This window comes from Arthrobacter sp. 01L42 (assembly GCF_056400005.1).
This window is the reverse complement of sequence record NZ_JBFTSL010000006.1, coordinates 23,489-43,578: the sequence shown is the minus strand read 5'-3', so window position 1 is coordinate 43,578 and position 20,090 is coordinate 23,489. Positions and strand designations below refer to the sequence as shown.

At 65.6% G+C, this 20,090-nt stretch carries 19 protein-coding genes; 9 read left to right on the top strand and 10 right to left on the bottom strand.

Going from position 1 to position 20,090, the window contains the following annotated elements; genetic code table 11:
- Positions 1-79 precede the first annotated feature (79 nt).
- From AC1DN2_RS06625 to AC1DN2_RS06600, 6 genes are all read right to left on the bottom strand, one after another.
- A complete protein-coding gene (locus tag AC1DN2_RS06625; protein WP_476849688.1) occupies positions 80-1,087 on the bottom strand; it encodes a DUF6454 family protein in 1,008 nt (335 codons plus the stop codon).
- 173 nt (positions 1,088-1,260) lie between these two features.
- Positions 1,261-2,808: a glycoside hydrolase family 32 protein gene (locus AC1DN2_RS06620; protein WP_476849687.1), complete on the bottom strand. Its 1,548-nt coding sequence runs from the start codon at positions 2,806-2,808 to the stop codon at positions 1,261-1,263.
- 36 nt (positions 2,809-2,844) lie between these two features.
- On the bottom strand, positions 2,845-3,732 hold the full coding sequence (locus AC1DN2_RS06615; protein WP_439954127.1) for a carbohydrate ABC transporter permease: 888 nt from the start codon (positions 3,730-3,732) through the stop codon (positions 2,845-2,847).
- A gap of 1 nt (position 3,733) precedes the next feature.
- The gene (locus AC1DN2_RS06610) at positions 3,734-4,693 is read right to left on the bottom strand and encodes a carbohydrate ABC transporter permease (protein ID WP_476849686.1); all 960 of its coding nucleotides are present in this window, start codon (positions 4,691-4,693) and stop codon (positions 3,734-3,736) included.
- Positions 4,694-4,776: 83 nt separating this feature from the next.
- Positions 4,777-6,072, bottom strand: a complete 1,296-nt coding sequence (locus AC1DN2_RS06605) for a sugar ABC transporter substrate-binding protein (RefSeq protein WP_223913509.1) — start codon at positions 6,070-6,072, stop codon at positions 4,777-4,779.
- Between the two features lie 153 nt (positions 6,073-6,225).
- Positions 6,226-7,248 carry a LacI family DNA-binding transcriptional regulator gene (locus AC1DN2_RS06600; RefSeq protein WP_476849685.1) on the bottom strand — a complete coding sequence of 341 codons (1,023 nt, stop codon included), beginning with the start codon at positions 7,246-7,248 and terminating at the stop codon, positions 6,226-6,228.
- Between the two features lie 226 nt (positions 7,249-7,474).
- On the opposite strand from AC1DN2_RS06600, the gene AC1DN2_RS06595 reads away from it, so the two are divergent.
- Genes AC1DN2_RS06595 through AC1DN2_RS06585 form a run of 3 tightly spaced genes read left to right on the top strand, consistent with a single transcriptional unit; the run spans position 7,475 to position 11,045 of the window.
- Complete coding sequence (locus tag AC1DN2_RS06595; RefSeq protein ID WP_476849684.1) at positions 7,475-8,251, top strand: electron transfer flavoprotein subunit beta/FixA family protein; 777 nt, start codon at positions 7,475-7,477, stop codon at positions 8,249-8,251.
- A gap of 11 nt (positions 8,252-8,262) precedes the next feature.
- Positions 8,263-9,246 carry an electron transfer flavoprotein subunit alpha/FixB family protein gene (locus AC1DN2_RS06590; protein WP_476849683.1) on the top strand — a complete coding sequence of 328 codons (984 nt, stop codon included), beginning with the start codon at positions 8,263-8,265 and terminating at the stop codon, positions 9,244-9,246.
- 2 nt (positions 9,247-9,248) lie between these two features.
- Positions 9,249-11,045 carry a cytochrome b/b6 domain-containing protein gene (locus AC1DN2_RS06585; RefSeq protein WP_476849682.1) on the top strand — a complete coding sequence of 599 codons (1,797 nt, stop codon included), beginning with the start codon at positions 9,249-9,251 and terminating at the stop codon, positions 11,043-11,045.
- A gap of 16 nt (positions 11,046-11,061) precedes the next feature.
- Here the strand turns inward: AC1DN2_RS06585 and AC1DN2_RS06580 are convergent, their stop codons facing one another.
- Together AC1DN2_RS06580 and AC1DN2_RS06575 are read right to left on the bottom strand one after the other, a co-directional pair.
- The gene (locus tag AC1DN2_RS06580) at positions 11,062-11,730 is read right to left on the bottom strand and encodes an alpha/beta fold hydrolase (protein ID WP_476849681.1); all 669 of its coding nucleotides are present in this window, start codon (positions 11,728-11,730) and stop codon (positions 11,062-11,064) included.
- Positions 11,731-11,832: 102 nt separating this feature from the next.
- Positions 11,833-12,450, bottom strand: coding sequence for a TetR family transcriptional regulator (locus AC1DN2_RS06575; RefSeq protein WP_476849680.1), 618 nt, complete (start codon positions 12,448-12,450; stop codon positions 11,833-11,835).
- 83 nt (positions 12,451-12,533) lie between these two features.
- On the opposite strand from AC1DN2_RS06575, the gene AC1DN2_RS06570 reads away from it, so the two are divergent.
- From AC1DN2_RS06570 to AC1DN2_RS06560, 3 genes are all read left to right on the top strand, one after another.
- Positions 12,534-13,313, top strand: coding sequence for an SDR family NAD(P)-dependent oxidoreductase (locus tag AC1DN2_RS06570; protein ID WP_476849812.1), 780 nt, complete (start codon positions 12,534-12,536; stop codon positions 13,311-13,313).
- A 285-nt stretch (positions 13,314-13,598) separates the two neighbouring features.
- Positions 13,599-14,081, top strand: a complete 483-nt coding sequence (locus tag AC1DN2_RS06565; protein ID WP_476849679.1) for a hypothetical protein — start codon at positions 13,599-13,601, stop codon at positions 14,079-14,081.
- A gap of 32 nt (positions 14,082-14,113) precedes the next feature.
- Entirely contained in the window at positions 14,114-14,428 is a 315-nt protein-coding gene (locus AC1DN2_RS06560) for a hypothetical protein (RefSeq protein ID WP_476849678.1), read from the top strand.
- Positions 14,429-14,568: 140 nt separating this feature from the next.
- Here the strand turns inward: AC1DN2_RS06560 and AC1DN2_RS06555 are convergent, their stop codons facing one another.
- Positions 14,569-15,912: an MFS transporter gene (locus tag AC1DN2_RS06555; protein ID WP_476849677.1), complete on the bottom strand. Its 1,344-nt coding sequence runs from the start codon at positions 15,910-15,912 to the stop codon at positions 14,569-14,571.
- A gap of 267 nt (positions 15,913-16,179) precedes the next feature.
- On the opposite strand from AC1DN2_RS06555, the gene AC1DN2_RS06550 reads away from it, so the two are divergent.
- From AC1DN2_RS06550 to AC1DN2_RS06540, 3 genes are all read left to right on the top strand, one after another.
- A complete protein-coding gene (locus AC1DN2_RS06550) occupies positions 16,180-16,761 on the top strand; it encodes a PadR family transcriptional regulator (RefSeq protein ID WP_476849676.1) in 582 nt (193 codons plus the stop codon).
- A gap of 180 nt (positions 16,762-16,941) precedes the next feature.
- Positions 16,942-18,039, top strand: coding sequence for an aromatic ring-hydroxylating oxygenase subunit alpha (locus AC1DN2_RS06545; RefSeq protein ID WP_476849675.1), 1,098 nt, complete (start codon positions 16,942-16,944; stop codon positions 18,037-18,039).
- Between the two features lie 35 nt (positions 18,040-18,074).
- Positions 18,075-19,079, top strand: coding sequence for a PDR/VanB family oxidoreductase (locus AC1DN2_RS06540; RefSeq protein ID WP_476849674.1), 1,005 nt, complete (start codon positions 18,075-18,077; stop codon positions 19,077-19,079).
- Between the two features lie 68 nt (positions 19,080-19,147).
- Here AC1DN2_RS06540 and AC1DN2_RS06535 read toward each other — a convergent pair whose 3' ends face one another.
- Positions 19,148-19,624 (bottom strand): hypothetical protein, encoded by a 477-nt coding sequence (locus tag AC1DN2_RS06535; RefSeq protein ID WP_476849673.1) that lies wholly within the window; start codon positions 19,622-19,624, stop codon positions 19,148-19,150.
- Positions 19,625-20,090: the final 466 nt, after the last annotated feature.

The window sequence follows — 20,090 nt, the reverse complement described above, 5'->3', positions numbered from 1 at the left end:
GGGTAGCCAATCGTTGGTGTTCAGGGATGCCGGCGGCTGATGGCAGGCATTCGTATGCTGCGTGGGTGACCGGCCTGCGTTACTTGGCCGGCGTGACCGTGGCCTCGTAGGTGAGGATTTCGGTGCCGTTGCCTTCCTCGCCGTTGTCGGGGGCCACCTTCATGGTGAGGTGCCCGCCGTCGGCCGTCATTTTGAACGGGTTGCGCGTGGCCACATGGCCTGCGGTGGACCACTGCTGGAAGGGGACATCGCGGATTACGCTGCGGGATTTGAGGTCGATCATCGCCATGCCGCCGAGTTCGTAGGTGGCGCCGGTACCGCCGGCCGCCGGGGTCTGCGGGAGGTTGGTGATCCCGCTGCAGAGCATCCGGGAGTTGGCCACGTACTGGCAGTCCTGGTAGTCGATGAAGTAGTTCGGGTTCTGCCAGGTCGAGAGCTGCTTGCCCTGCAGATCCCATTCGGCGAAGCGGCGCGAGCCCCAGGTGTTGCCGACCAGGTGGCCGGTCTGCTTGTCCATCACGATGCCGCCGAAGTGGTCCTTCACCTCGAACTGCTTGTGCACGTCCAGGGTGGTCGCGTCGACTCGGTAGATGATGGCGCTGCTGTCCGGCCGGTACTGGGCCACGGGGATCCAGACGCTGGTGCCGTCGAAGTCGATGCCGCCGGGGTGGTACATGTCGCCCTCTCCCAGGACGATGTCCTTTTGCAGGGCGCCGGACTTGTCCATGACGAACAGGTGGCCGACGCCCTTGCCGGGGGTGCGGTCGAAGCCGTTTTGCGGGGTCGGGAACTTCACGGTCGGTTCGATGATCTGAACGGCCGAGAGGAAGATGTGGTCCTGGCTGTAGGCGATTCCCTCCGTGTGGTACGTCGGGAAATTCAGCTTCAGCTTCGACGTCTGCTGCCAGTTCGTGTTCCGGTCAACGCCGTTGAAGGCGTCGGCCAGGGCCGTGTTCCTGTCACCGTGGTTGCCGGCACCGGTGGGGTTGTCTGCGGCCTGGGCGGCCGCGGTGATGCTGATTGCGGACGCGGCCAGGACGATTGCTGCGGCGGCCGTGAGGATGCCTCGGGTGTGAGTCGTGCTCATTCGGGAGCCTCTCAAAGGTTGGATCTCAACAAGAGATCGCAACGCTACTTCCCGGTAATTAATCCCCGATACGGGCAGGTGAACGGCAGATGGCCGGCAGCGGTCCGGCGGACCGGCTTCGTTTCGACACGTGTCTCCCCCCGCCGTCGCTGGCTTTGGGCCCTTTCAGCCGCTCAGGCGAGGACGGCGAGGCCTGCCAGGGTGCCGCCCTCGCCTTCGGCCAGCAGCCCGACGGCGGTGCCGGAGTTCGCGGGAAAGACCAGATCGGTGATGGTGGCCAGGCCGTCCTGCGCGAAGACCTCGACCGAGCAGCGGTCCAGGAAGACCCGGAGCCTTAGCCGGCCGTCCTCCAAGGACACGGCAACGCGCTCCACCGACGGGAACGACTCGTGGAAGCCCACGTTGCCGGATTCGGTCCGGTCCAGGCTGAGCTCCGCCGTACGGCAGTCGTAGGCCAGGACAGTGCGCGCTCCGGCTCCGGCTCCGGGCCCGGACCTGGAGCCGGATTCCCCGCCCGATTCGATGCCGGCCCGGAGCACCAGACCCACCCTGCCGGCGGTGCCGGGCTCGAAGTCCGCATCGATTCGCAGCACATCACCGCAGGCCTCGGCCGGAAGCCAGGTCACCCCGTCCGCCAACGGCTGCCGGTCCAGCGCGAACACCTCGGTACCGTGGGTGTGGAACGGGTCCACCGCCTCCTGCACCAGCACCGGGCGGCCGCCGCGGCACACCAGCCTGACCTCGCGGACCAGGGACATCGCGCTGCGCCAGCCGTCCGAGGGCGTTGAGGCGGCGTACTGCCAGTTGTTCATCCAGCCGATCATGAGCCGCCGTCCGTCCGGGACGTTGCTGAAGGACACGGCCGCGTAGTAGTCCCGGCCCCAGTCGAGCCACCCGTAGTCGGCCATCCGGCTGTCGTCGGTCTGCACGCCGTCGGTGACGGTGGTTTCGGAACGGAACGTCACGCCGTCGAAGGTTCCGATGAAGTACTGGCCGCCCGATCCGCCGGCGATGCCGCCGGGGCTCAGGTTGACCACCAGGACCCACCGGGTGTTGGACGCGTCGCCGTCCACCGGCAGTTCGAACAGGTCCGGGCATTCCCACACCCCTTCCGTGGCGTTCGCCGGGCCGAAGGTGCTCAGGTACTCCCAGGCCAACAGGTCAGCCGACTTGTAAAGGACCACCTCGTGGTGGACCGCCTCGACGGCGACCATCACCCAGTAGCTGCCGGCGGCGCCGTCGTGCCAAAAGACCTTGGGGTCGCGGAAGTCCGCGGAGGCGCGGTCCAGTACCGGGTTCCCGGCGTACTTGGTCCAGGTGGCGCCGTCGTCCGTGCTGAAGGCGAGGGACTGAGCCTGCCGTCCGGCGAGCGGTGAGGCGGGCGAGTACGCGCTGGTGTAGATGGCCACGAGCGGGGGCACGCCTCCGACGCCGAAGCCGCTGGTGTTGTGGACATCGACCACCGCGGAGCCGGAAAAGATGGCCTCCTGCTCATCGCAGGCGATGGCCACGGGTTGTTCGTCCCAGTGCTGCAGGTCTGTGGAGGTGGCGTGGCCCCAGGACATGTTGCCCCACTCCTCGCCGTGCGGGTTGTGCTGGTAGAAGAGGTGGTAGATGCCGTTGGCGTAGACCAGCCCGTTGGGGTCGTTGAGCCAGTTGCGCTCCGCTGAGTAGTGCCACTTTGGCCGGTACTGGCAGTCGAGTTCTGTGAGTGTTTTCATGAGGGTTCTTTGCAGGCTTTCGCGTGAGGAGGCTGGTCAGCCCTTGACGCCGCTGGAGGCGATGCTGTTGATGAATGATCGCTGGAACGCGATGAAAAGGACCACCACGGGAATGGTGATGAGGGACGCGTAAGCCATCACCTCGCCCCAGGAGACGTTGAGCTGGAAGAAGTACTGGATGCCGATCATCACCGGGCGGAGTTCCTCGGACTGGACCACCATGAGCGGCCACAGGTAGGAGTTCCAGGCGGGCAGGAAGGTCAGGATGGCCACGGTGGCGGTCGCCGGTCCCGCGAGCGGCATCACCACCTTGCGGTAGATGGTGAACCAGCCCGCGCCGTCGATCCGGGCAGCCTCGTCCAGTTCCTTCGGGATGGACTCGAAGTACTGGTGGAACAGGTAGATGGAGAACGCGTTCGCGATGAACGGGATGATCTGGACCTGGTAGGTGTCCAGCCAGCCCTTCGAGATCTCGAGGCTGAACCCGTTGAGCTCAAAGTACGGCAGCTGGTTGACCCACCACACCAGCGGCAGCGCCAGCGTCTGGAAGGGCACGATGAGGGTGGCGAGGATCGCGGTGAACACCACGCGCTTGCCGCGGACCTCCATCCGGGACAGGGCAAACGCGCATAGGCTGTTGATGAAGATGCCTAGCACCACCGTGACCGCGGAAATGCCGATGGAGTTCATCAGGAAGCGGGCGGCCGGCACCCGGTCGAACACGGCCGCGTAGTTGTCCAGCGAAATGTTGCCGACCGGCAGGAACGCCGCCACCGAGGACATGTCGCCGAAGATCTGCTGGTCCGGCTTGAGCGAGGACACCATCATGAACACGATGGGGAAGGCGGCGACGGCGGCGAACAGGAGGCGGACCGCCGTGGTCGCGGCATTGCCGAGACCCTTGGAAATGAGTGTCTGTTTCACGTCAGTCCTTCTCTCGGGTCAGGTAGCGCTGCACTGCGGAGATCAGCAGGACGAGCACGAAGAACACGAGCGAGATGGCCGAGGCGTAGGAGGTCTCCTGCTGCTTGAAGCCGGAGCGCACCGCCTCGTAGATGATGGTGGTGGTGGAATCGAGGGGCCCGCCCTGGGTCATGACGCTAACCTGGTCGAAGAGCCCGAGCGCCTGGATGGTGATGGTCACCAGGACCAGGGTGCGGGTGTGGGTGAGGCCGGGCCAGGTCACGAAGCGGAACTGGTGCCAGCGGCTGGCCCCGTCGAGTTGGGCGGCCTCGTAGAGTTCCCCGGAAATGCTTTGCAGGCCTGCGAGCCAGATGATCATGTGGAAGCCTGCGGCCTGCCAGATGGACAGGGCAATGATGGCCGGCATGGCGGTGGCGGGATCGTTGAGCCAGTCCGGGCCGTTGATGAGGCCGAAACTGGCCGCCGACAGCAACTCATTGATCAGGCCGTCCTTGCGGTACATGAACATCCACAGCAGGGACACCACCACCATGGACGTCACCACGGGAAGGAAGTAGATGGTGCGGAAGAAGTTCACGCCGCGGAACTTCTTGTTGATCAGGAGGGCCATCGCCAGGGCGAGTCCGGACTGGACGGGCACCACCACGACGGCGAAGTAGCTGACGTTCAGCAGTGAGCGCCAGAACACGGGATCCGCGAAGAGCCGCGCGAAGTTGTCCGTGCCGACAAACTCGACGGGCCGCGGGGAAACAAGCCTGGCGTTCGTGAATGCCAGGCCGAAGCCCAGGATCGCCGGGAGAAAGACGAAGGCGAGCAGGAGGACCGCGGCCGGGGCGATCATGCCCCACCCGCTGATCTGTTCGCGAAGGTGGCGCGGCCGGCGACGCGGTTTGCTGGGCGGTGCGGCCGGGGCCGGGTCCGCCAGACGGCGGCCGGGGGAGGGGAGTTGGGTGGTTGTCATGGTTTTCTCCGTCGACAGTCAGGGCCTGAGGTACTTTCGACGGCGGTTGCGCACCGCCGTCGAAAGTACCGTTTGGCAGCCGGCTAGTTCTTGTAGCCGCCGTTGGACTTGATGTTGGCGTCGATGGCCTTGACCGACTTGTCCAGCGCCGTCTTGGGGTCGGCGCCGGCCAGGATGTCCTGAACCGCCTTGCCGTATTCGGTGGCGATGAAGGGATAGGCCGGGGTCTCGGGACGCATCACCGCGTAGTTGCGGGAAAGTTCCATGAAGATCCGGTTCGTGCCGTCCTTGGCATATGCGGGGATGAGCGCGGCGGCTTCGTCGGTGGCCGGGATGGTGCCCGTTGCCTTAGCCACCGCGGCCAGGTTTTCCGGCTTCAGTGAGTAGGAGAGGTAGTCCATGGCTGCCGCGGAGTTGTTGCAGCCGCTGGTCACGCCCCACTGCCAGGAGGCGCCGCCGATCTTGGGGCCGGTCCCGAGATCCACGGACGGCATGACCACAAGGTCCTTACCTACCGCTGCGCGTGCCTTGTCCGCGGCCCAGGAGCCGGTGTAGAGAAGGCCGCTCTTGTTGTTGAGGAAGTCCTGGGTGGAGTCCTTGCCGCTCTTCTTAGCCATGAAGCCCTGGTCGGCAAGGCCGCGGAACCACTGGGCCCACTCGATGGCCTTGTCGCCATTGAGGACGCCGTCTGCCGACTGGAACCCGTCGCGGTTGATCAGGTCCCCACCGAAGGACTGCAGGAACGGGGAGTAGGCGTAGGGCAGCCATTCGCCGGTTCCGGCGGTACCCATGTCCAGCGGGTATTCCCACTTGCCCAGGGCTTTGAGCTTGGTCAGCGCGTCCTGGAACTCGTCCTTGGTCCACGGCTTCTCGACCGTGGCGACGCGGACACCGGCTGCCTTGAGGTCGGAGGCACGTGCGAGCATCGCCAGTGCGACGTCATAGGTGCCAACGGCGTAGGTCTCGCCCTCCCATTTGGCCACCGTGCTCGGCAGGTTCTTGGAAACATCCGCGTCGAGTTTCAGGGGTGTCAGGTACTTCGCCCAGGCCCAGTTGGGAACATTGGGGCCGTCGATGTCAACAATGCAGGGGAGCTTCCCGGCGGCCGCGGCCGAGACCACGGAGTCGTTGTAGGAGTCCTGCGGGAACGCCTGGACCTTGATCTTGGCCTTGGCGCCGGCGCTCTTGTTGTAGGAATCGACGATGTTTTCAACCGCCTTGAGTTCTTCGGCGTTGCCCGCGTTGTGGGTCCACATGGTGATCTCATTGGAGCCGGCGGACGGGGCAGAGGCGCTGCCCTTGCCGCAGGCGCCCAGGGAGCCGACAAGTGCCGCCGCAGCTACACTGGTGGCGAGGATCCGGGTGAATCGCTTGTTCATGATGGTCAATCTTTCTGCTGAATTTGGCGTGGGAGATTGCCCCGGGTCCTTCGGGACGCGGCCGGTGCAACGGCTGCGTCCCTTCTTATTGCGGTCCCCGGGCGGCGGAGCAGTGGAACGGTGTGGTGGTGCCGGCTTGATGCCGGCAATCGGCTAACGTGGCGGCGGGCCGAGCGACCCCCGCTCAATCAGGGGGCAGTCCAGTTGCGTCTGGACTGCGGGTGCGCCGGGATTTTCGATGTCGTCCAGGATTCGGTGGACCGCCCAACTGCCCATTTCGTAGTGGGGAAGGGCGACGGTGGTGAGCCCCGGCCATAGGGCGTCCGCGATGATTTCGAGATTGTCGATTCCCACAATGGACACGTCCTCCGGAATGCGCAGCCCCAATGCGGTGGCCGCCTGGTAGGCGCCCATGGCAACCCTGTCACTGAAGCAGAACAGGGCTGTGGGGCGGTCGGGCTGACCGAGCAGGCCCAGGGCGGCCTCGCGGCCTCCCGTGGTTTCGGGCTGGCCGATCACGAGGTGGCGGGGGTCGTGCTGCAGGCCGTGCCGCCGGAGAGCGTTGAGGAAGCCCTCCCTGCGGCCGTGCGTGGCGGGGATGTCGTCGATGTTGTTGATCATCCCGATCCAGGTGTGGCCCGCCTGGATGATTGCTTCAACGGCCGTCTCGGCGGCGCCCACCTCGTCGGGGATAACCGAGGAAATGGACTTGTCGTCAGTGATGGAATCCAGCAGCACGGTGGGAAGTCCCTCCAGTTCCGCGGGGACCTGCACGCTTTGGTGGTACATCCTGGCGTAGACCACGCCGTCCACCTGGTGCTGCCGCAGCATATTGATTTCACGGTTTTCCAGCTCGCTGTCCAGGCCCGAATTGACCACCATCACCACGTAGCCGCGGTCGTAGGCGGCGTCCTGCGCCCCGCGGATCATGGCCCCGGCAAAGGGGGTGGTGGTGATTTCGTCACTGACCAGGCCAAGGATCTGGGAGCGCTGGTTGCGCAGTCCGCTGGCCATCTTGTTCGGGGCGTACCCAAGATCCCTGGCCACGTCCCGGACGAGTTGCTGCGTCGCTGCCTTCACCCGGAAGCTCGTGGCGTCGTTCAGGGCATGCGACACCGTGGTGACGGAGACCCCGGCGGCCTTGGCCACGTCGCGTATTCCCACTCTTGTCGTCATTGACTTCCCTTTGCAAAACGTTTTGTATCTGGTGTGAGACACGTTACACAAAACGTTTTGCAGTTGTCAACGGGACGTCCGGCTTTACCTTGATCCCAGTCCCATGGCGAGGCACGTCACTTCACGACACGGGCTCTGTCAGCCGGAAAGGGCACTAGTTTCGTAGACTCGATGGGTTCGACAATGTCTCCTCTCCAGGGACAAGCCGCCACAGGAAGAGCCATCGATGAAGATTATCGTCCTAGTAAAGGAGGTCCCCGACACGTACGGGGACCGAAAACTGAACCTTGAAACCGGCATCGCCGATCGAGGAGTCAGCGAGGCAGTCATTGATGAGATCGGTGAGCGGGCCCTGGAGCTGGCACTGACGCACGCCGACGCGAACGAGGGCACTGAGGTCGCGATTCTTTCCCTCGCCCCCGAAGGTGCGACGGCAACCATCCGCAAGGGGCTTGCGATGGGCGCGGGAAGCGCCACCCACGTCTCTGACGAGGCGCTCCGGGGTGCGGATCTTGGACTTACCGCTGAAACCCTCGCCGCAGCGATCCGCCGCATGGGATTTGACCTGGTGATCACCGGCAACGTCTCCACTGACGGATCCGGCGGCATGATTCCCGCGATGCTTGCAGAATTGCTTGACGTGCCGCATGCCACCGGCCTCAGCTCCGTCGAGATCAGCGACGGTGCGGTGTCGGGCTCCAGGGCCGTTGACTCCGGCGTGCAGAAGGTCTCAGCCAACCTGCCCGCGGTGATCTCCATTACCGAGGCACTTCCCGAGGCGCGCTTCCCGAACTTCAAGGGCATTATGGCCGCGAAGAAGAAGCCCCTCGAGGTCCTGACCCTCGCGGACCTCGGGGTCACGGCCGACAATCCGGAGGCGGCGCGTTCGATCATGCTGACCGTTGCGGAGAGGCCCCCGCGCGCGGCGGGCGTGAAGATCATCGACGAGGGTGATGCCGGCGAGAAGCTCGCTGAGTTCCTGATCGAAAACCGACTGGCCTAAGGATCAACGACATGACTGAATTCCCTCGTGACGCAATCCTCGTCGTCGTAGAAGCCCGGGCATCCGGTGAACTCGAGAAGGCCGCGGCCGGGCTCTTCGGTGCCGCCGCTGCCGTTGGCACTCCGATTGCATTGGTACTTGCCTCACCCGGCGCCGGGAGCGCCGCCGCCGAGGAGGCCGCGGCCCTTGGTGCCGCCCGCGCACTCATCGCGGAGACCCCGGATCCTTCCGCGCTTGGGGTGCCGGGCGTTGACGCGCTTGCTGCCGCCGTGGAGCAGGTGCAGCCGGACGCCATCCTGATTTCGCATTCCCTGAACGGGCGCGACCTCGCCGGACGTTACGCTGCCCGTTCGCGTGCGGCGATTTCCGCCGATGCGGTCGGTGTGTCCCGTGATGACGAGGGCGTCGTGGCACAGCACTCCGTCTACGGCGGCGCCTACAACGTGACGTCGACGTCCACGTTTGGGGCACCGGTGATTACGGTCCGCCAGGGCTCCATCGAGGCGCGGGCGGCGGCTCAGCCGCAAGAGTCCGAGACCTTGGCCGTGACAAGCTCCGCGAAACCGGCCGCGCGGATCGACTCCTTCGAGGAGGCAACTGCCGCCACCTCGCGGCCGGAGCTGCGTGGTGCCGCGAAGGTTGTCGCCGGTGGCCGAGGCCTCGGCTCGGAAGAACAGTTCGCACTCGTTGGACAGCTCGCCGATACCCTCGGTGCCGCCGTTGGTGCGTCGCGCGCCGCGGTGGATGCCGGCTACGTCCCGACGTCGCATCAGGTCGGCCAGACCGGGGTTTCCGTGTCACCTCAGCTGTATGTCGCGCTGGGCATTTCCGGCGCGATCCAGCACCGGGCCGGCATGCAGACCGCGAAGATGATCGTCGCCATCAACAAGGACGGGGACGCGCCGATCTTCGAGGTCGCGGACTACGGTGTGGTCGGCGACGTCTTCAAGGTTGTTCCCCAGCTCATTAGCGCACTTGAGGCCCGGAAGAAGTAGCGATGGCAACTCTGTCTCGGTCCATCCGGCGGGGCCTGCCGCGCGTCGAAGGTGGCGAACCCTGGCCTCCAGCAGGCCAGGCGCCCGCACACATTGCCACGGCAGAAGCGGCAGAAGCGGCAGAAGCGGCAGAAGCGGCCGATCTGTCGGCGTCAGTTTCCGCGGTGGAATCGGCCGCGGCCGCCGCGCCCTCCGCCCCGGCTGCTGTCCAGGAAACGGCGCCGGGTGCGGCGCTGTCCGCGCCGGTCCCGGCGGTGATTCCAGGCGCCGCGGTGGCGCGGCAGCTTCGCCGCGGCCTGCCGCGCGTGCCGGGCGGTGAACCTTGGCCGCCAGCGGGAGAAGCTCCGGTACCGGTGGCGGCTCTGTCCGGGGCTCCGGCCATCGGCGCCACGGCGGCATCTGCCGTAGATGCGGCCGCAGATGCTGCCGTGGCTGGTGCTGCTGAGAAAGCAGCAATGCCGGCGGCGGCGGCGCCTGCAGCTGCTCCGGCAGCCGCGCCTGCCACACGGACGACCGGAACCGCCTCGCTGCGTCGCGGGCTTCCCCGTGTTCCCGGTGGCGAGCCGTGGCCGCCGGCTGGGCTTGCTCCGGCGGTCGCTGCCGCCCCTGCGGTGCAGACACATCCCGAACGCGTTGCCGACGCTGTCCCTGCCCCGGCTGCCAGCGTGGTGAAGGCCGACGTCGAGACGGAGCCCTCGGCGTCGAGTGCACCCGCACCCGCACCCGCACCCGCACCCGCGGCCGCCGCCGTCCCGGCGCCCGAAGCACCGCCCGCCGTCACCGCCCCGGCACCGGTGGCACAGCCTGCCGTCGTCGCGGCACCCGCGGCCGCCGCCCCGGCGCCCGCGGCACGGCCCGCCGCCGTCGAAAAGCCCGTGAAGCCCAAGGCCGAGGCAAGGCTCTACGGCTCACGTACCCTGGGCCAGTGGATCAAGCTCGTCGTGCTCTTCGGCATCGGCGGAGTGGCCGCCGCAGCGATTCTTGTGCTCGCCGCACGCGGCGTGACGACGCTGCCGGGCGTGCCCGAGTTCCTTGAGAGATACCCCGGCGCTTATGACCTGCCCGATACGGTGGAGCCCGGCTTCCCGTGGTGGGCACAGTGGGCGCACTTCCTGAACATCTTCCTGATGGTGCTCATCATTCGCTCCGGCTATCAGGTACGCACGCAGCAGAAGCCGCCGGCGTACTGGACGCCGAAGCGCGGTGGCAAGAAGATCAGCATCAACCTGTGGCTGCACCAGTCGCTCGACATTTTGTGGCTGGCCAACGGGCTCATCTTTGTGGTGCTGCTGTTTGCCTCGGGCCGCTGGATGAGGATCGTGCCGAGCAGTTGGGAGGCCGTCCCGAACGCGCTCTCCGCGCTCCTGCAGTACATGACACTCGACTGGCCCGTTGAGACCGGCTGGGTGAACTACAACAGCCTGCAGCAGATCATGTACTTCGTGGTGGTCTTCATCGCGGCCCCCGTCGCTGCGATCACGGGTGCGCGCATGAGCGAGTTCTGGCCGAAGAACGCGAAAACGCTGAACAAGGTCTACCCGTTAGAGGTTGCGCGCGCGGTGCACTTCCCGACCATGCTGTTTTTCGTGCTGTTCATTCTCGTCCACGTGTTCCTCGTGTTCGCGACCGGTGCGCTGCGCAACCTGAACCACATGTTCGGCGGCACCGACGTGGTGAACTGGGTCGGGTTCTGGCTCTTCGCGGCCGCCATCGCCATCACGGCGGCCGGATGGTACGCCGCCCGCCCGCTGGTGCTCGCGCCCATCGCGAAACTGTTCGGCCAGGTGAGCAGCCGCTAGGCCGGAATTCCCACGTTCAGCGGCGCAGCAGGTAATCGGCCACACCGTCGGGATTTGCCAGGGCGAGGAGATGGCCGCCGGGCAGGACGTCGGGCTCTATGCCGAGGCGTTCGCGGGCGAGCCGCTGTTGGAAGTCCAGCGGAAAGAAGCGGTCTCCCTCTCCGGCCAGGACGCGGGTCGGGATCCCGGGCCAGGCCGTGAACGTGCAGACCGATTCGAACACCGCCTCTGCTTCGGGGCGTTGATGCGGTTCGCCTTCCGCGGCCACTTCCGGCGGAACGTCGTGCAGGAAATAGGTGTCCGTGTCGAACTCGGCACTGTACCCGTGGGCCTGGGCCGCGCTTTGCTGCGCCGCAGCCCAGCCGGTGTTTCCCCACCATGCGCCGGGAGTCTCGCCCGGTACGGGGATCATCGCATTCACCAGGACAAGCCCGGCGACGGGGGCTTTTTCGCACACGAGCGGGGCGGTGAAGCCACCCAGCGACTGCGCAACGAGCACCACGTCCTGGCGTCCACCGACGGCTTCGAGCACCAGGCGCGCGTACTCGGGCAGCCCGGCGCTTTCATCGTCGCCGGGCAGATCGACAGCGACGGCTTCGTGGCCGGCCCCCTGCAGCAGCGGAACGATGCGGCTCCAGTACCAGGCCGCGCCGCCCGCTCCGGGGATCAGGACGAATCTGCTCACCGCAGCACCAGCCAAACCACGACGGCGGGACCCCGGGTCCGGACCGGCAGGCGGCGGCCGTTCGGCCGGCTTCGGTTCGATGCGGATCTCATCTCCCCATTGTCACCCCGCCCGCGTCGACTCCGGCACCCGCAATACCCCCACCGCTGCCACCAGATACGGCACCGGGTCCGGGTCCGTCCCGGCGGCCCACTGCATCCAGGCCTCGAACGTCGCGCCGATCAACGCGGCACACAGATACCCCGCGACATCCTCGCGGACTCCCGCGGACAGCAGGTAGGCCCGGGTCCGCTCGCGCTGCGGCGCCAGGGACTCGTAGCTCCGGCTGGCCAGTTCGGGGTGCTCGGCGATCAGCCGCAGTCGGCCGCGCGTGACCGCAAGGTCCGGCAGGACAGCAACGCCGGCGACAGCCGCGTCGCGCAGCCCCGCCAGGAGGCCGCCGTCGGCCGCGCCGTCAACGCGGGCCGAATCCAGTACCCGGCCCGAGGCCTCGATGACCGGTTCCATGCCGCCCCAGACGAGCTCGGCTTTGCTGGCGAAGTAGCGGTACAGGCTCTTGCGCCCGATCCCGGCCTCGCGGGCGATGTCCTCCATGGAGGTCTGCTCGTAGCCGCGCTCGGCGAACAGGCGCAGCGCGATGGCGGCCACGGCGTCGGGATCAATCGTCACCGGACGCCCGGCGGCGCGCGGAACGGCGGTGGTCACAGCATCCGAAGGCATCCCACCAGTATTCACCCTTACATAATGACACAGAGTGTCATAAGGTGGATCGCATCACCGTCAGCAACGTCTGGAAGGACATCATGGGCAACGAAGCTTCATGGCAGGAAGCCACCACCGCCGGCCGGTTCGCCGGCAAGACCGTCATCGTCACCGGTGCCGCCTCCGGCATCGGCCAGGCCACCGCGCTGCGGATCGCCAGGGAAGGCGGCCGGGTCATCGCCGCCGACATCAGCAAGGAACGCCTCGATGACCTCGTGGCCGAGAACACCGGGCTGGACCTGGTCCCGGTATCCGGCGACATCTCCAGCGAGGAGACCGTGGCCGCCGTCGTCGCTGCCGCCGGCGGACGCATCGACGCCCTGGCGAACGTTGCCGGGATCATGGACAACTTCGCCCCGATCCACGAAGTGGACGACGACACCTGGGACCGCGTCTTCCGGATCAACGTCACCGCCCTCATGCGCCTCACCCGCGCGGTGGTGCCGCTGATGCTCGACGCCGGCACCGGGTCCGTGGTCAACGTCGCCTCCGAGGCAGGCATCCGCGGGTCCGCCGCCGGCGCCGCCTACACCGCGTCCAAGCACGCCGTCGTGGGCCTGACCAAGAACTCGGCCGTGATGTACGGGCCCAGGGGCCTGCGCTTCAACGCCGTGGCCCCCGGCCCCACCATCACCAACATCGTGGCCACCTGGGGATCCCAGCTCGCGGCAGAACGCCTCGGCCCGCTGATGCAGGCCACCGTCCCGACGCCCGCCACCGCCGCGCAGCTCGCCGCGTCCATCACCTTCCTGCTCAGCGACGACGGCACCAACATCAACGGCGCCATCCTCGCCTCCGACGGCGGCTGGTCCGCGCTGTAAAGCACCTTCAAAACGCAGGCGGAAAACGGCGGGAGGTCCCGCCGTCGTCCGCCTGCGGTGCAGAGTTCACACCTGACGTGCCTCGCCGGTGATCGTCCGTCACGGCCGCCGTTCCGGGCCGTCGCGGAAAGGTGTCTCTCAAGTACCTACCTGTAGGGAGGATTCCTGTAGGAGGGGAGCGCACCGAGGAACCCGGGCGTTCGTATTGGCTGCGGCCGGAAGGGCCTGTTTCTACGGTGCCGACCGCCGTAGGCTATGGGCATCCACCACATCGAGGAGGCACTCATGCGCACGGCAGCACCCAAGAACCAGGCCGACCAGATCCGCCATCTTTCAGAGAATCTCATCTCTCAGCTCACCGAGGGGAGGGAGTGGGCCACTCCCGGAGTCGAGGCGGCATTGAAAAGAGTGGTGGCCGGGCTCGATGCCGGGATTGAATCTGCGTCTCCGAGGATCCAGACCGGACTACGGCGGCTCGCTGACGACCTCGCCGGTGGAGTGGAAACTCTTGCTCCCCGTGTTCAAGAGGGCCTGAAACGGGTTGCCCCGAGTGTTGTCACGGCACCCGCCCGGGCTAAGTCGCGGCGGACGGCGTCCGGGAAGGCCTGGGTGATTGCCGGAGTGGCGGCCGTCGCGGTGAGCGCGGGAGTCGCGGCCTGGCTCTATTTTCATCGCGCGGATAACGAGCCGGTGCCGTCCGTGGATGCGCAGCGAACCAGAGGTGTGGACCCCGACCTGCGCGCCGCCTCCGCAGAGGACCAGACCTGAGGGACCCGGGCGGCGTAGGCGGAGGGGGAACCATGCAGCCCAAGGGGACATCTCAAATTGCTGTGGGTTCAACTTTCCTGGCGGCCACGGTTTTCGTCCTGCCGATGCCGCTGTTTGAGGTGTTCTCGGGTATCGCGGGGGAGGGGGCGGTGGCGCTGTTCATCCTCGGACTCGGTCTTCTGGCAGTTGGTCTTGGGCTTGTTGCCGTGGGGCTGCATAAACGATCCCGGAACCTGCGAACGGCCCGCACCTACGACACCAGGGAGCCATCCGCGTCCGACGCGGACAGGCCCGTCAATCCTCATGCGCTGCCAAATACCTATGGCGCTCTCCCCCCACCGGGTTAGCTACAAGACCGTCGACGCGTTCAAGGGATGGCGGGCCGCAGAGTCATGTGCTGTGGGTTCAGCAGGGAGGAGCGGACGACGGCGGGAAGTCCCGCCGTCGTCCGCACTATGCCGCCTGAGCCTCGCTCGTTGACACTGGATTATGCAGGCAGGGCTAGTTCCTTCTCTCCGTCGATTAGGGCGCCGTCATCTTGCTGGGATGGCCGCATTGCCGCAACTGCGCCGCCTGCCACCAGGACTACGACGCCGACGCCCATGTACAGCATGGACGCTGTCCAGTGCGCGTCGAGCAGGGCTCCGGTGATGAGCGGAGCGACGATGGCACCAACGCGGCCTATCCCGATGGCCCAGCCCACGCCGGTGCTCCGGACGGAAGCGCCATAGAGCGCCGGGGTAATTGTGTACATGCCCGCGATGCAGCCGTTGATGAGCATGCCGACAACGCCGCCCGCGACGAAGGCGAGGATCAGGATACCCGCGGTGGAAATGAACATCACCATGGTGGCCGCCGACAGGACGGCGAAAATGACCATCACCTTCCGGCTGTTCCAGCGGATGGTCAGCAGTCCATAGAGCAACGACCCGAAGGTGCCGCCTAAGGTCAGCATCAGCCCGCCGACGACTCCCTGGCTTTCGGTCATGCCGGCCGTGACGAGGAGCCGCGGGGTCCAGCTGTTCACGAAGTAGAAACCGAACATGGTGGCAAAGAAGGCAAGCCAGACGAGCCAGGTGGAGCGGCGGTTGCCGGCTGTGAACAGTTCGGAGACCTTGTTCCTGCGATCATTCTTGGCAGCCACTGCGGGCAGTTCGGTGACGGCGGGCTGTCCGATCTTGCGCGCGATCCTGTTCAGGCGGTCCAAGACATTGCGGGGACGCCGGTTAGCGAGGAAGTCCACAGACTCGGGCAGAAGGACAGCGAGCAGTACGAAGACGGCGGCAGTGCAGATGCCGCCGAATAGAAACACAGAACGCCAGCCGAAGCTGGCCTGCAGAGTCACCGCCGCTGCGCCGCCGAGCGTTGCCCCGATGCCGTATCCCGCGGTGTAGATGCTGATGGCCAGCCCGCGCCAGCGCTTGGAGGAGTACTCGCTGGCGATGACATTTGTGCAGGCGAGTATCCCGCCGATACCGAGGCCCGTGACCACGCGCCAAATCCCGAGTTCCACGGCAGAGTGCGCTACGGAGGCCAGCAGCATCCCGGCAGTTGCGAGACCGACCGAAATCAGGACCATGGGCCGGCGCCCGATGACATCGGCAAAGGGCGCGAGGCCCAGCGAGCCGATGGCCATCCCGACCAGTCCGGCGCTTAGCAGGATACCCAGTTCGGCGCCGCTAAGGCCGAAGTCCCGGGTCACGCTGTTGGCGGTGAAGGCCATGGCCAGCACATCGAAGCCATCGAGGGCGTTGAGGACGATGCACAGGCCCACGATCAGCCATTGATACAGAGACATACGGGACGCGTCGATGCGTTCTTGAAGTTGCATGGGACTACTTTCTAGAGGCCACGGACGGTCCGGGCAGATGCTGAAACTGACGTGGAGAAGATCTGGTGGCTCTTCTGGAGGCGGAGGCCGGGCCTCGTCGTTGAAGGCTGGCAGCCGGGAAACTATCTATAGTGATAGGTAAATGTGGCGCGGGACACAGCATAACTATGAACGTAGTTAGTTGACAAGGGGTTTAATGGAGGCGGCGCCCGGCCCTGCCGCAAGGCATCGGCAGCAGGGCGCCCTGACGGAGAGGATCGGTTACGAGTGAGTTTGCGTTATGCCCTGCTTGCGCTGCTGACGTCTCAGCCCCTCACGGGCTATGACGTTTTCAAGCACTTTGAACAATCCGTCGGCTACGTCTGGCACGCACCGGACTCGCAGATCTATCCCGAACTCCGGCGAATGGAAAAGGATGGCCTGCTGAGCGGAGTGGAAGAGCCCTGGGGCAAAAAAGGCAAAAAGAAGCGCTATCACATCACTCCGGAAGGAGTCGAGGCTTTCCGGGCATGGATGAATACCACCCTGGACTACGCCCGGGAGCGTGACCCGATCCATCTTAAGGCGGCGTACCTTGAGTGGGCCGACCCGGAAGCCGCGCGAGCGCAGATGCGCGCCCATATTGCCTATCACTCCTCCCGCGCGCAGCAGTGGCAGGACATGGTTGCCGCCTTGGAAGACCGGAGCAACCCCACGCTTGCGCGCCGCCTCGAGGCCGCGCCTGAGGAGGACCGGGCCAAGATTGCCGGCTACAAAATCTTCACCTATGAAGGCATGATCGAACGCGCCAAAGCGGAGATCGAGTGGGCCAGGCGCGGCCTGGAACTGATCGACAAGCTCGAGTCTTGAGTGCCGAAAGGCCCGGATGCCCGCCTGGGTGTCCGGGCCTTTTGTCGTCCCCTTCTGCGGTTCGCTTATGGGGGCAGCTGGGGGGGGGGGGGGGGCTTGCCACTACCTATCAACATAGTTATGCTGTGATCCAAGCCACTACCTATGAGCATAGGTATACCGTGAGGGGAAGGATCGATCATGACCGCGCTGATGCAGTCCATGAGCTCAACAACGAACAAAGTGCTTGGTTATCCGCTTAACACCTGGTATGTCGCCGCGTGGGACCACGAGGTAACCCGCAAGCCGATGTCGCGCCGGATTGCGGACCGCCCGCTCGCCCTGTACCGCACCGAGGATGGCAAGGCAGTGGCGCTGGCGGACGCCTGCTGGCACCGCCTAGCCCCGCTGTCCATGGGCAAGACCCTCGGCAAGGACCAAATCCAGTGCCCGTACCACGGCATTATCTACAACTCCGCCGGCCGCTGTGTCTCCATGCCCGCCCAGGAAACCATTAATCCCAGCGCCACCGTGCCGTCTTTCCCCGTGATCGAGCGCTACCGCTATGTGTGGGTGTGGCTGGGGGATGCCACCCTCGCGGATCCGGCCCTTATCCCGGACATGCACCAAATGAGCTCGGATGATTGGGCCGGTGATGGCGAGACCATTTTGGCGCCGTGCAACTACCAGCTCGTTCTGGACAACCTGATGGACCTCACCCATGAGGAATTCGTCCACTCTTCTTCGATCGGCCAGGACGAGCTGAGTGAGTCCGATTTCGTCGTGACCCATGACGACAACACCGTCACGGTATCGCGCTGGATGCTCGACATCGAGGCTCCGCCGTTCTGGCTCAAAAACATGCGGGACAAGTTTCCGGGTTTCGAAGGGCGGGTTGACCGCTGGCAGATCATCACCTTCCAGTCGCCCTCGACCATCAACATCGACGTCGGAGTAGCCAAGGCGGGCACTGGGGCCCCCGAAGGCGACCGCAGCCAGGGCGTCAACGGCTTCGTGATGAACACGATTTCGCCGGAAAGCGCCAAAACATGCCACTACTTCTGGGCCTTCATGCGCAACTACCGGCTGGAAAGCCAGCTGATCACCACCCAGCTGCGCAACGGCGTACACGGCGTGTTCGGCGAGGACGAAGAAATGCTGGCGGCCCAGCAGAATGCTATCGACGCCAACCCGGACTACGAGTTCTACAACCTCAACATCGACGCGGGCGGCATGTGGGTGCGACGGCTGATAGAGCGACAACTCGCCGCCGAAGGCCGACTGATCCCCACCGCCTGACCGGATCGCCCGATCCCAGGAAGTTAGAAGAAGACATGGCTGCAACGAACATCGAAGTCTGGCAGATCGGCACTGTGGTCGAGGCGGAGGACATTACCGCAAAGACCCGGCGCCTGGTCCTGGAACAGTCCAGGCCCATGAAAGCCGAGCCGGGCTCACACATTGACGTGATGGTCTCGATCAACGGCGAGCAGCACAGGCGCTCCTACTCCATCGTCGATTCGAGCGGGGACGGCCGACGTGTGGCGATCAGCGTCTTCAGGGCCCCTCAATCCCGGGGCGGCTCCCACTTCATGCAGGCCCTAGAGCAAGGCGACCGGCTGGAGATCACGCAGCCGCTGCAGAATTTCCCTCTGCGGATCGGCGCTCCGCGCTACGTACTGCTGGCCGGCGGGATCGGCATCACCGCCATGATCAACATGGCCCGGGTGCTCCGAAACATCAAGGCCGACTACACCTTCGTGTACGCCGGCCGCAGCCGCCCCGCCATGGCCTACCTGGCGCAATTGGAGCAGCTGCATGGCGACGCGCTGCGAGTCCACGTGGACGATGAAGGCACAGCACTCAACGTAGATGAGCTGCTGGCCACGATTGAGCCGGACACTGAGTTGTACATGTGCGGCCCCATCCGGCTCATGGACGCCGTCAAACGGGGCTGGGATGCCCGGGCGCTCAACGTGACAAACCTCCGCTACGAGACCTTTGGCAACAGCGGCTGGTTCGACCCCGAGGAGTTCGTGGTGCGCGTGCCCCGCCTGGGCGTCGAGGCAACCGTCCCCGCCGGAAAGTCCATGCTGGAAGCGCTCGAGGACGCCGGCGTCGACATGATGTTCGACTGCCGCAAGGGCGAATGCGGACTGTGTGAAGTGCGTTTGCTCGGCCTGCGGGGCTCCATCGACCACCGCGATGTCTTCTACAGCGAACGCCAGCAGCATTCCGCAGCCAAGATGTGCTGCTGCGTCTCCCGGGCCGTCAGCTTAAAATCCGGCGCCCGTGCAGACTCGGCAGCCTCCTGTGCCATCGTCACAATCGACGTTTGAGTGCCCACAGCTCCGCCGCTCGGGGTGGACCTGGAGTCCGCTGGCGAACCTGGACCGCTCCCCGCTTTTTACTCTTCGACGGCCCCGCCCGTTGACACTCCGCAAAGGGTGTCAATGTAATCGAGCGATTTGGAACTGACATGCCGCACGGCCCCAAGAGCCTCCCGGAGAACGGCTCTGCTGGCGTCGTCACCAAGTGCTCCTCGGAGTTCGACTACAGTCTCGATGCCCTGGCTCTCGAACACGCGCGTCATGTCCTCTACCTGGGCGAGACGGCCAGGGGACGGCCAGCTGATAACTTCGGAAAGCGCCCCGGTATCGAGGCGCCGCCGGAATCCACTGGTCGTGGCGGCATCAGGCCATGCCCCGACCAGAGCGACAACGCGCGGCCTGACGGTCGCGTGGTAGTTCTGTCGCCGCTGCAGGGTCGCATCGACAATGATGGCCCCGATGTGGTCCCAGCCACGGCTGACTTCGATCGAGTCGTCTGTGCCGCGAGAGTCCAATTGCGCCGGGAGGTTGGCGGCATCATTATCGATAGTCATAGGTGAATACTCCCATGCCACAGCAGTGAGCGTGCGGCTGCGGCAGCCCAGATCGGAGCGAAACCGGGGTGGCCAAACGCAGCGGACGACGGCCGGGAGTCCCGCCGTCGTCCGCTTTGTGCGAAGGTGCCGCTGAGCCGCCGGGCGGCTATTTGGGGCGGGCGGCCAGGGCGGCCAGGCCGTGGCCGCATCCTGCCCTCAGCCGCGGGCTCCCGCCCTTCGAACGAGCTCATCGCCAGCCGGGACGACCTCAGTCCCGGCTATGAGCTTTCCCGGGCTGCGCCCAGGGTAAAACAGCAGCCCGACAAGAAAATTGCAGCGGATGAAACTTTCAGTCCTCTTCCGGGACCTGGATCAAATTGGTTGATGCGGTCCGACCATCTAAGTCGCCGGGCTCGTAGGACTCAGACCGACGCTCCTTCCCATCCGGGCGCGAACAAGGAATGATCTTATTGGTCAGTAGACT

What these genes read in the sequence shown, in the direction of transcription:
- AC1DN2_RS06625 (WP_476849688.1), bottom strand. Translation starts at nt 1,087, where the DNA reads ATGAGCACGACTCACACCCGAGGCATCCTCACGGCCGCCGCAGCAATC.
- AC1DN2_RS06620 (WP_476849687.1), bottom strand. Translation starts at nt 2,808, where the DNA reads ATGAAAACACTCACAGAACTCGACTGCCAGTACCGGCCAAAGTGGCAC.
- AC1DN2_RS06610 (WP_476849686.1), bottom strand. Translation starts at nt 4,693, where the DNA reads ATGACAACCACCCAACTCCCCTCCCCCGGCCGCCGTCTGGCGGACCCG.
- AC1DN2_RS06605 (WP_223913509.1), bottom strand. Translation starts at nt 6,072, where the DNA reads ATGAACAAGCGATTCACCCGGATCCTCGCCACCAGTGTAGCTGCGGCG.
- AC1DN2_RS06600 (WP_476849685.1), bottom strand. Translation starts at nt 7,248, where the DNA reads ATGACGACAAGAGTGGGAATACGCGACGTGGCCAAGGCCGCCGGGGTC.
- AC1DN2_RS06595 (WP_476849684.1), top strand. Translation starts at nt 7,475, where the DNA reads ATGAAGATTATCGTCCTAGTAAAGGAGGTCCCCGACACGTACGGGGAC.
- AC1DN2_RS06590 (WP_476849683.1), top strand. Translation starts at nt 8,263, where the DNA reads ATGACTGAATTCCCTCGTGACGCAATCCTCGTCGTCGTAGAAGCCCGG.
- AC1DN2_RS06585 (WP_476849682.1), top strand. Translation starts at nt 9,249, where the DNA reads ATGGCAACTCTGTCTCGGTCCATCCGGCGGGGCCTGCCGCGCGTCGAA.
- AC1DN2_RS06575 (WP_476849680.1), bottom strand. Translation starts at nt 12,450, where the DNA reads ATGCCTTCGGATGCTGTGACCACCGCCGTTCCGCGCGCCGCCGGGCGT.
- AC1DN2_RS06570 (WP_476849812.1), top strand. Translation starts at nt 12,534, where the DNA reads ATGGGCAACGAAGCTTCATGGCAGGAAGCCACCACCGCCGGCCGGTTC.
- AC1DN2_RS06565 (WP_476849679.1), top strand. Translation starts at nt 13,599, where the DNA reads ATGCGCACGGCAGCACCCAAGAACCAGGCCGACCAGATCCGCCATCTT.
- AC1DN2_RS06560 (WP_476849678.1), top strand. Translation starts at nt 14,114, where the DNA reads ATGCAGCCCAAGGGGACATCTCAAATTGCTGTGGGTTCAACTTTCCTG.
- AC1DN2_RS06555 (WP_476849677.1), bottom strand. Translation starts at nt 15,912, where the DNA reads ATGCAACTTCAAGAACGCATCGACGCGTCCCGTATGTCTCTGTATCAA.
- AC1DN2_RS06545 (WP_476849675.1), top strand. Translation starts at nt 16,942, where the DNA reads ATGACCGCGCTGATGCAGTCCATGAGCTCAACAACGAACAAAGTGCTT.
- AC1DN2_RS06540 (WP_476849674.1), top strand. Translation starts at nt 18,075, where the DNA reads ATGGCTGCAACGAACATCGAAGTCTGGCAGATCGGCACTGTGGTCGAG.
- AC1DN2_RS06535 (WP_476849673.1), bottom strand. Translation starts at nt 19,624, where the DNA reads ATGACTATCGATAATGATGCCGCCAACCTCCCGGCGCAATTGGACTCT.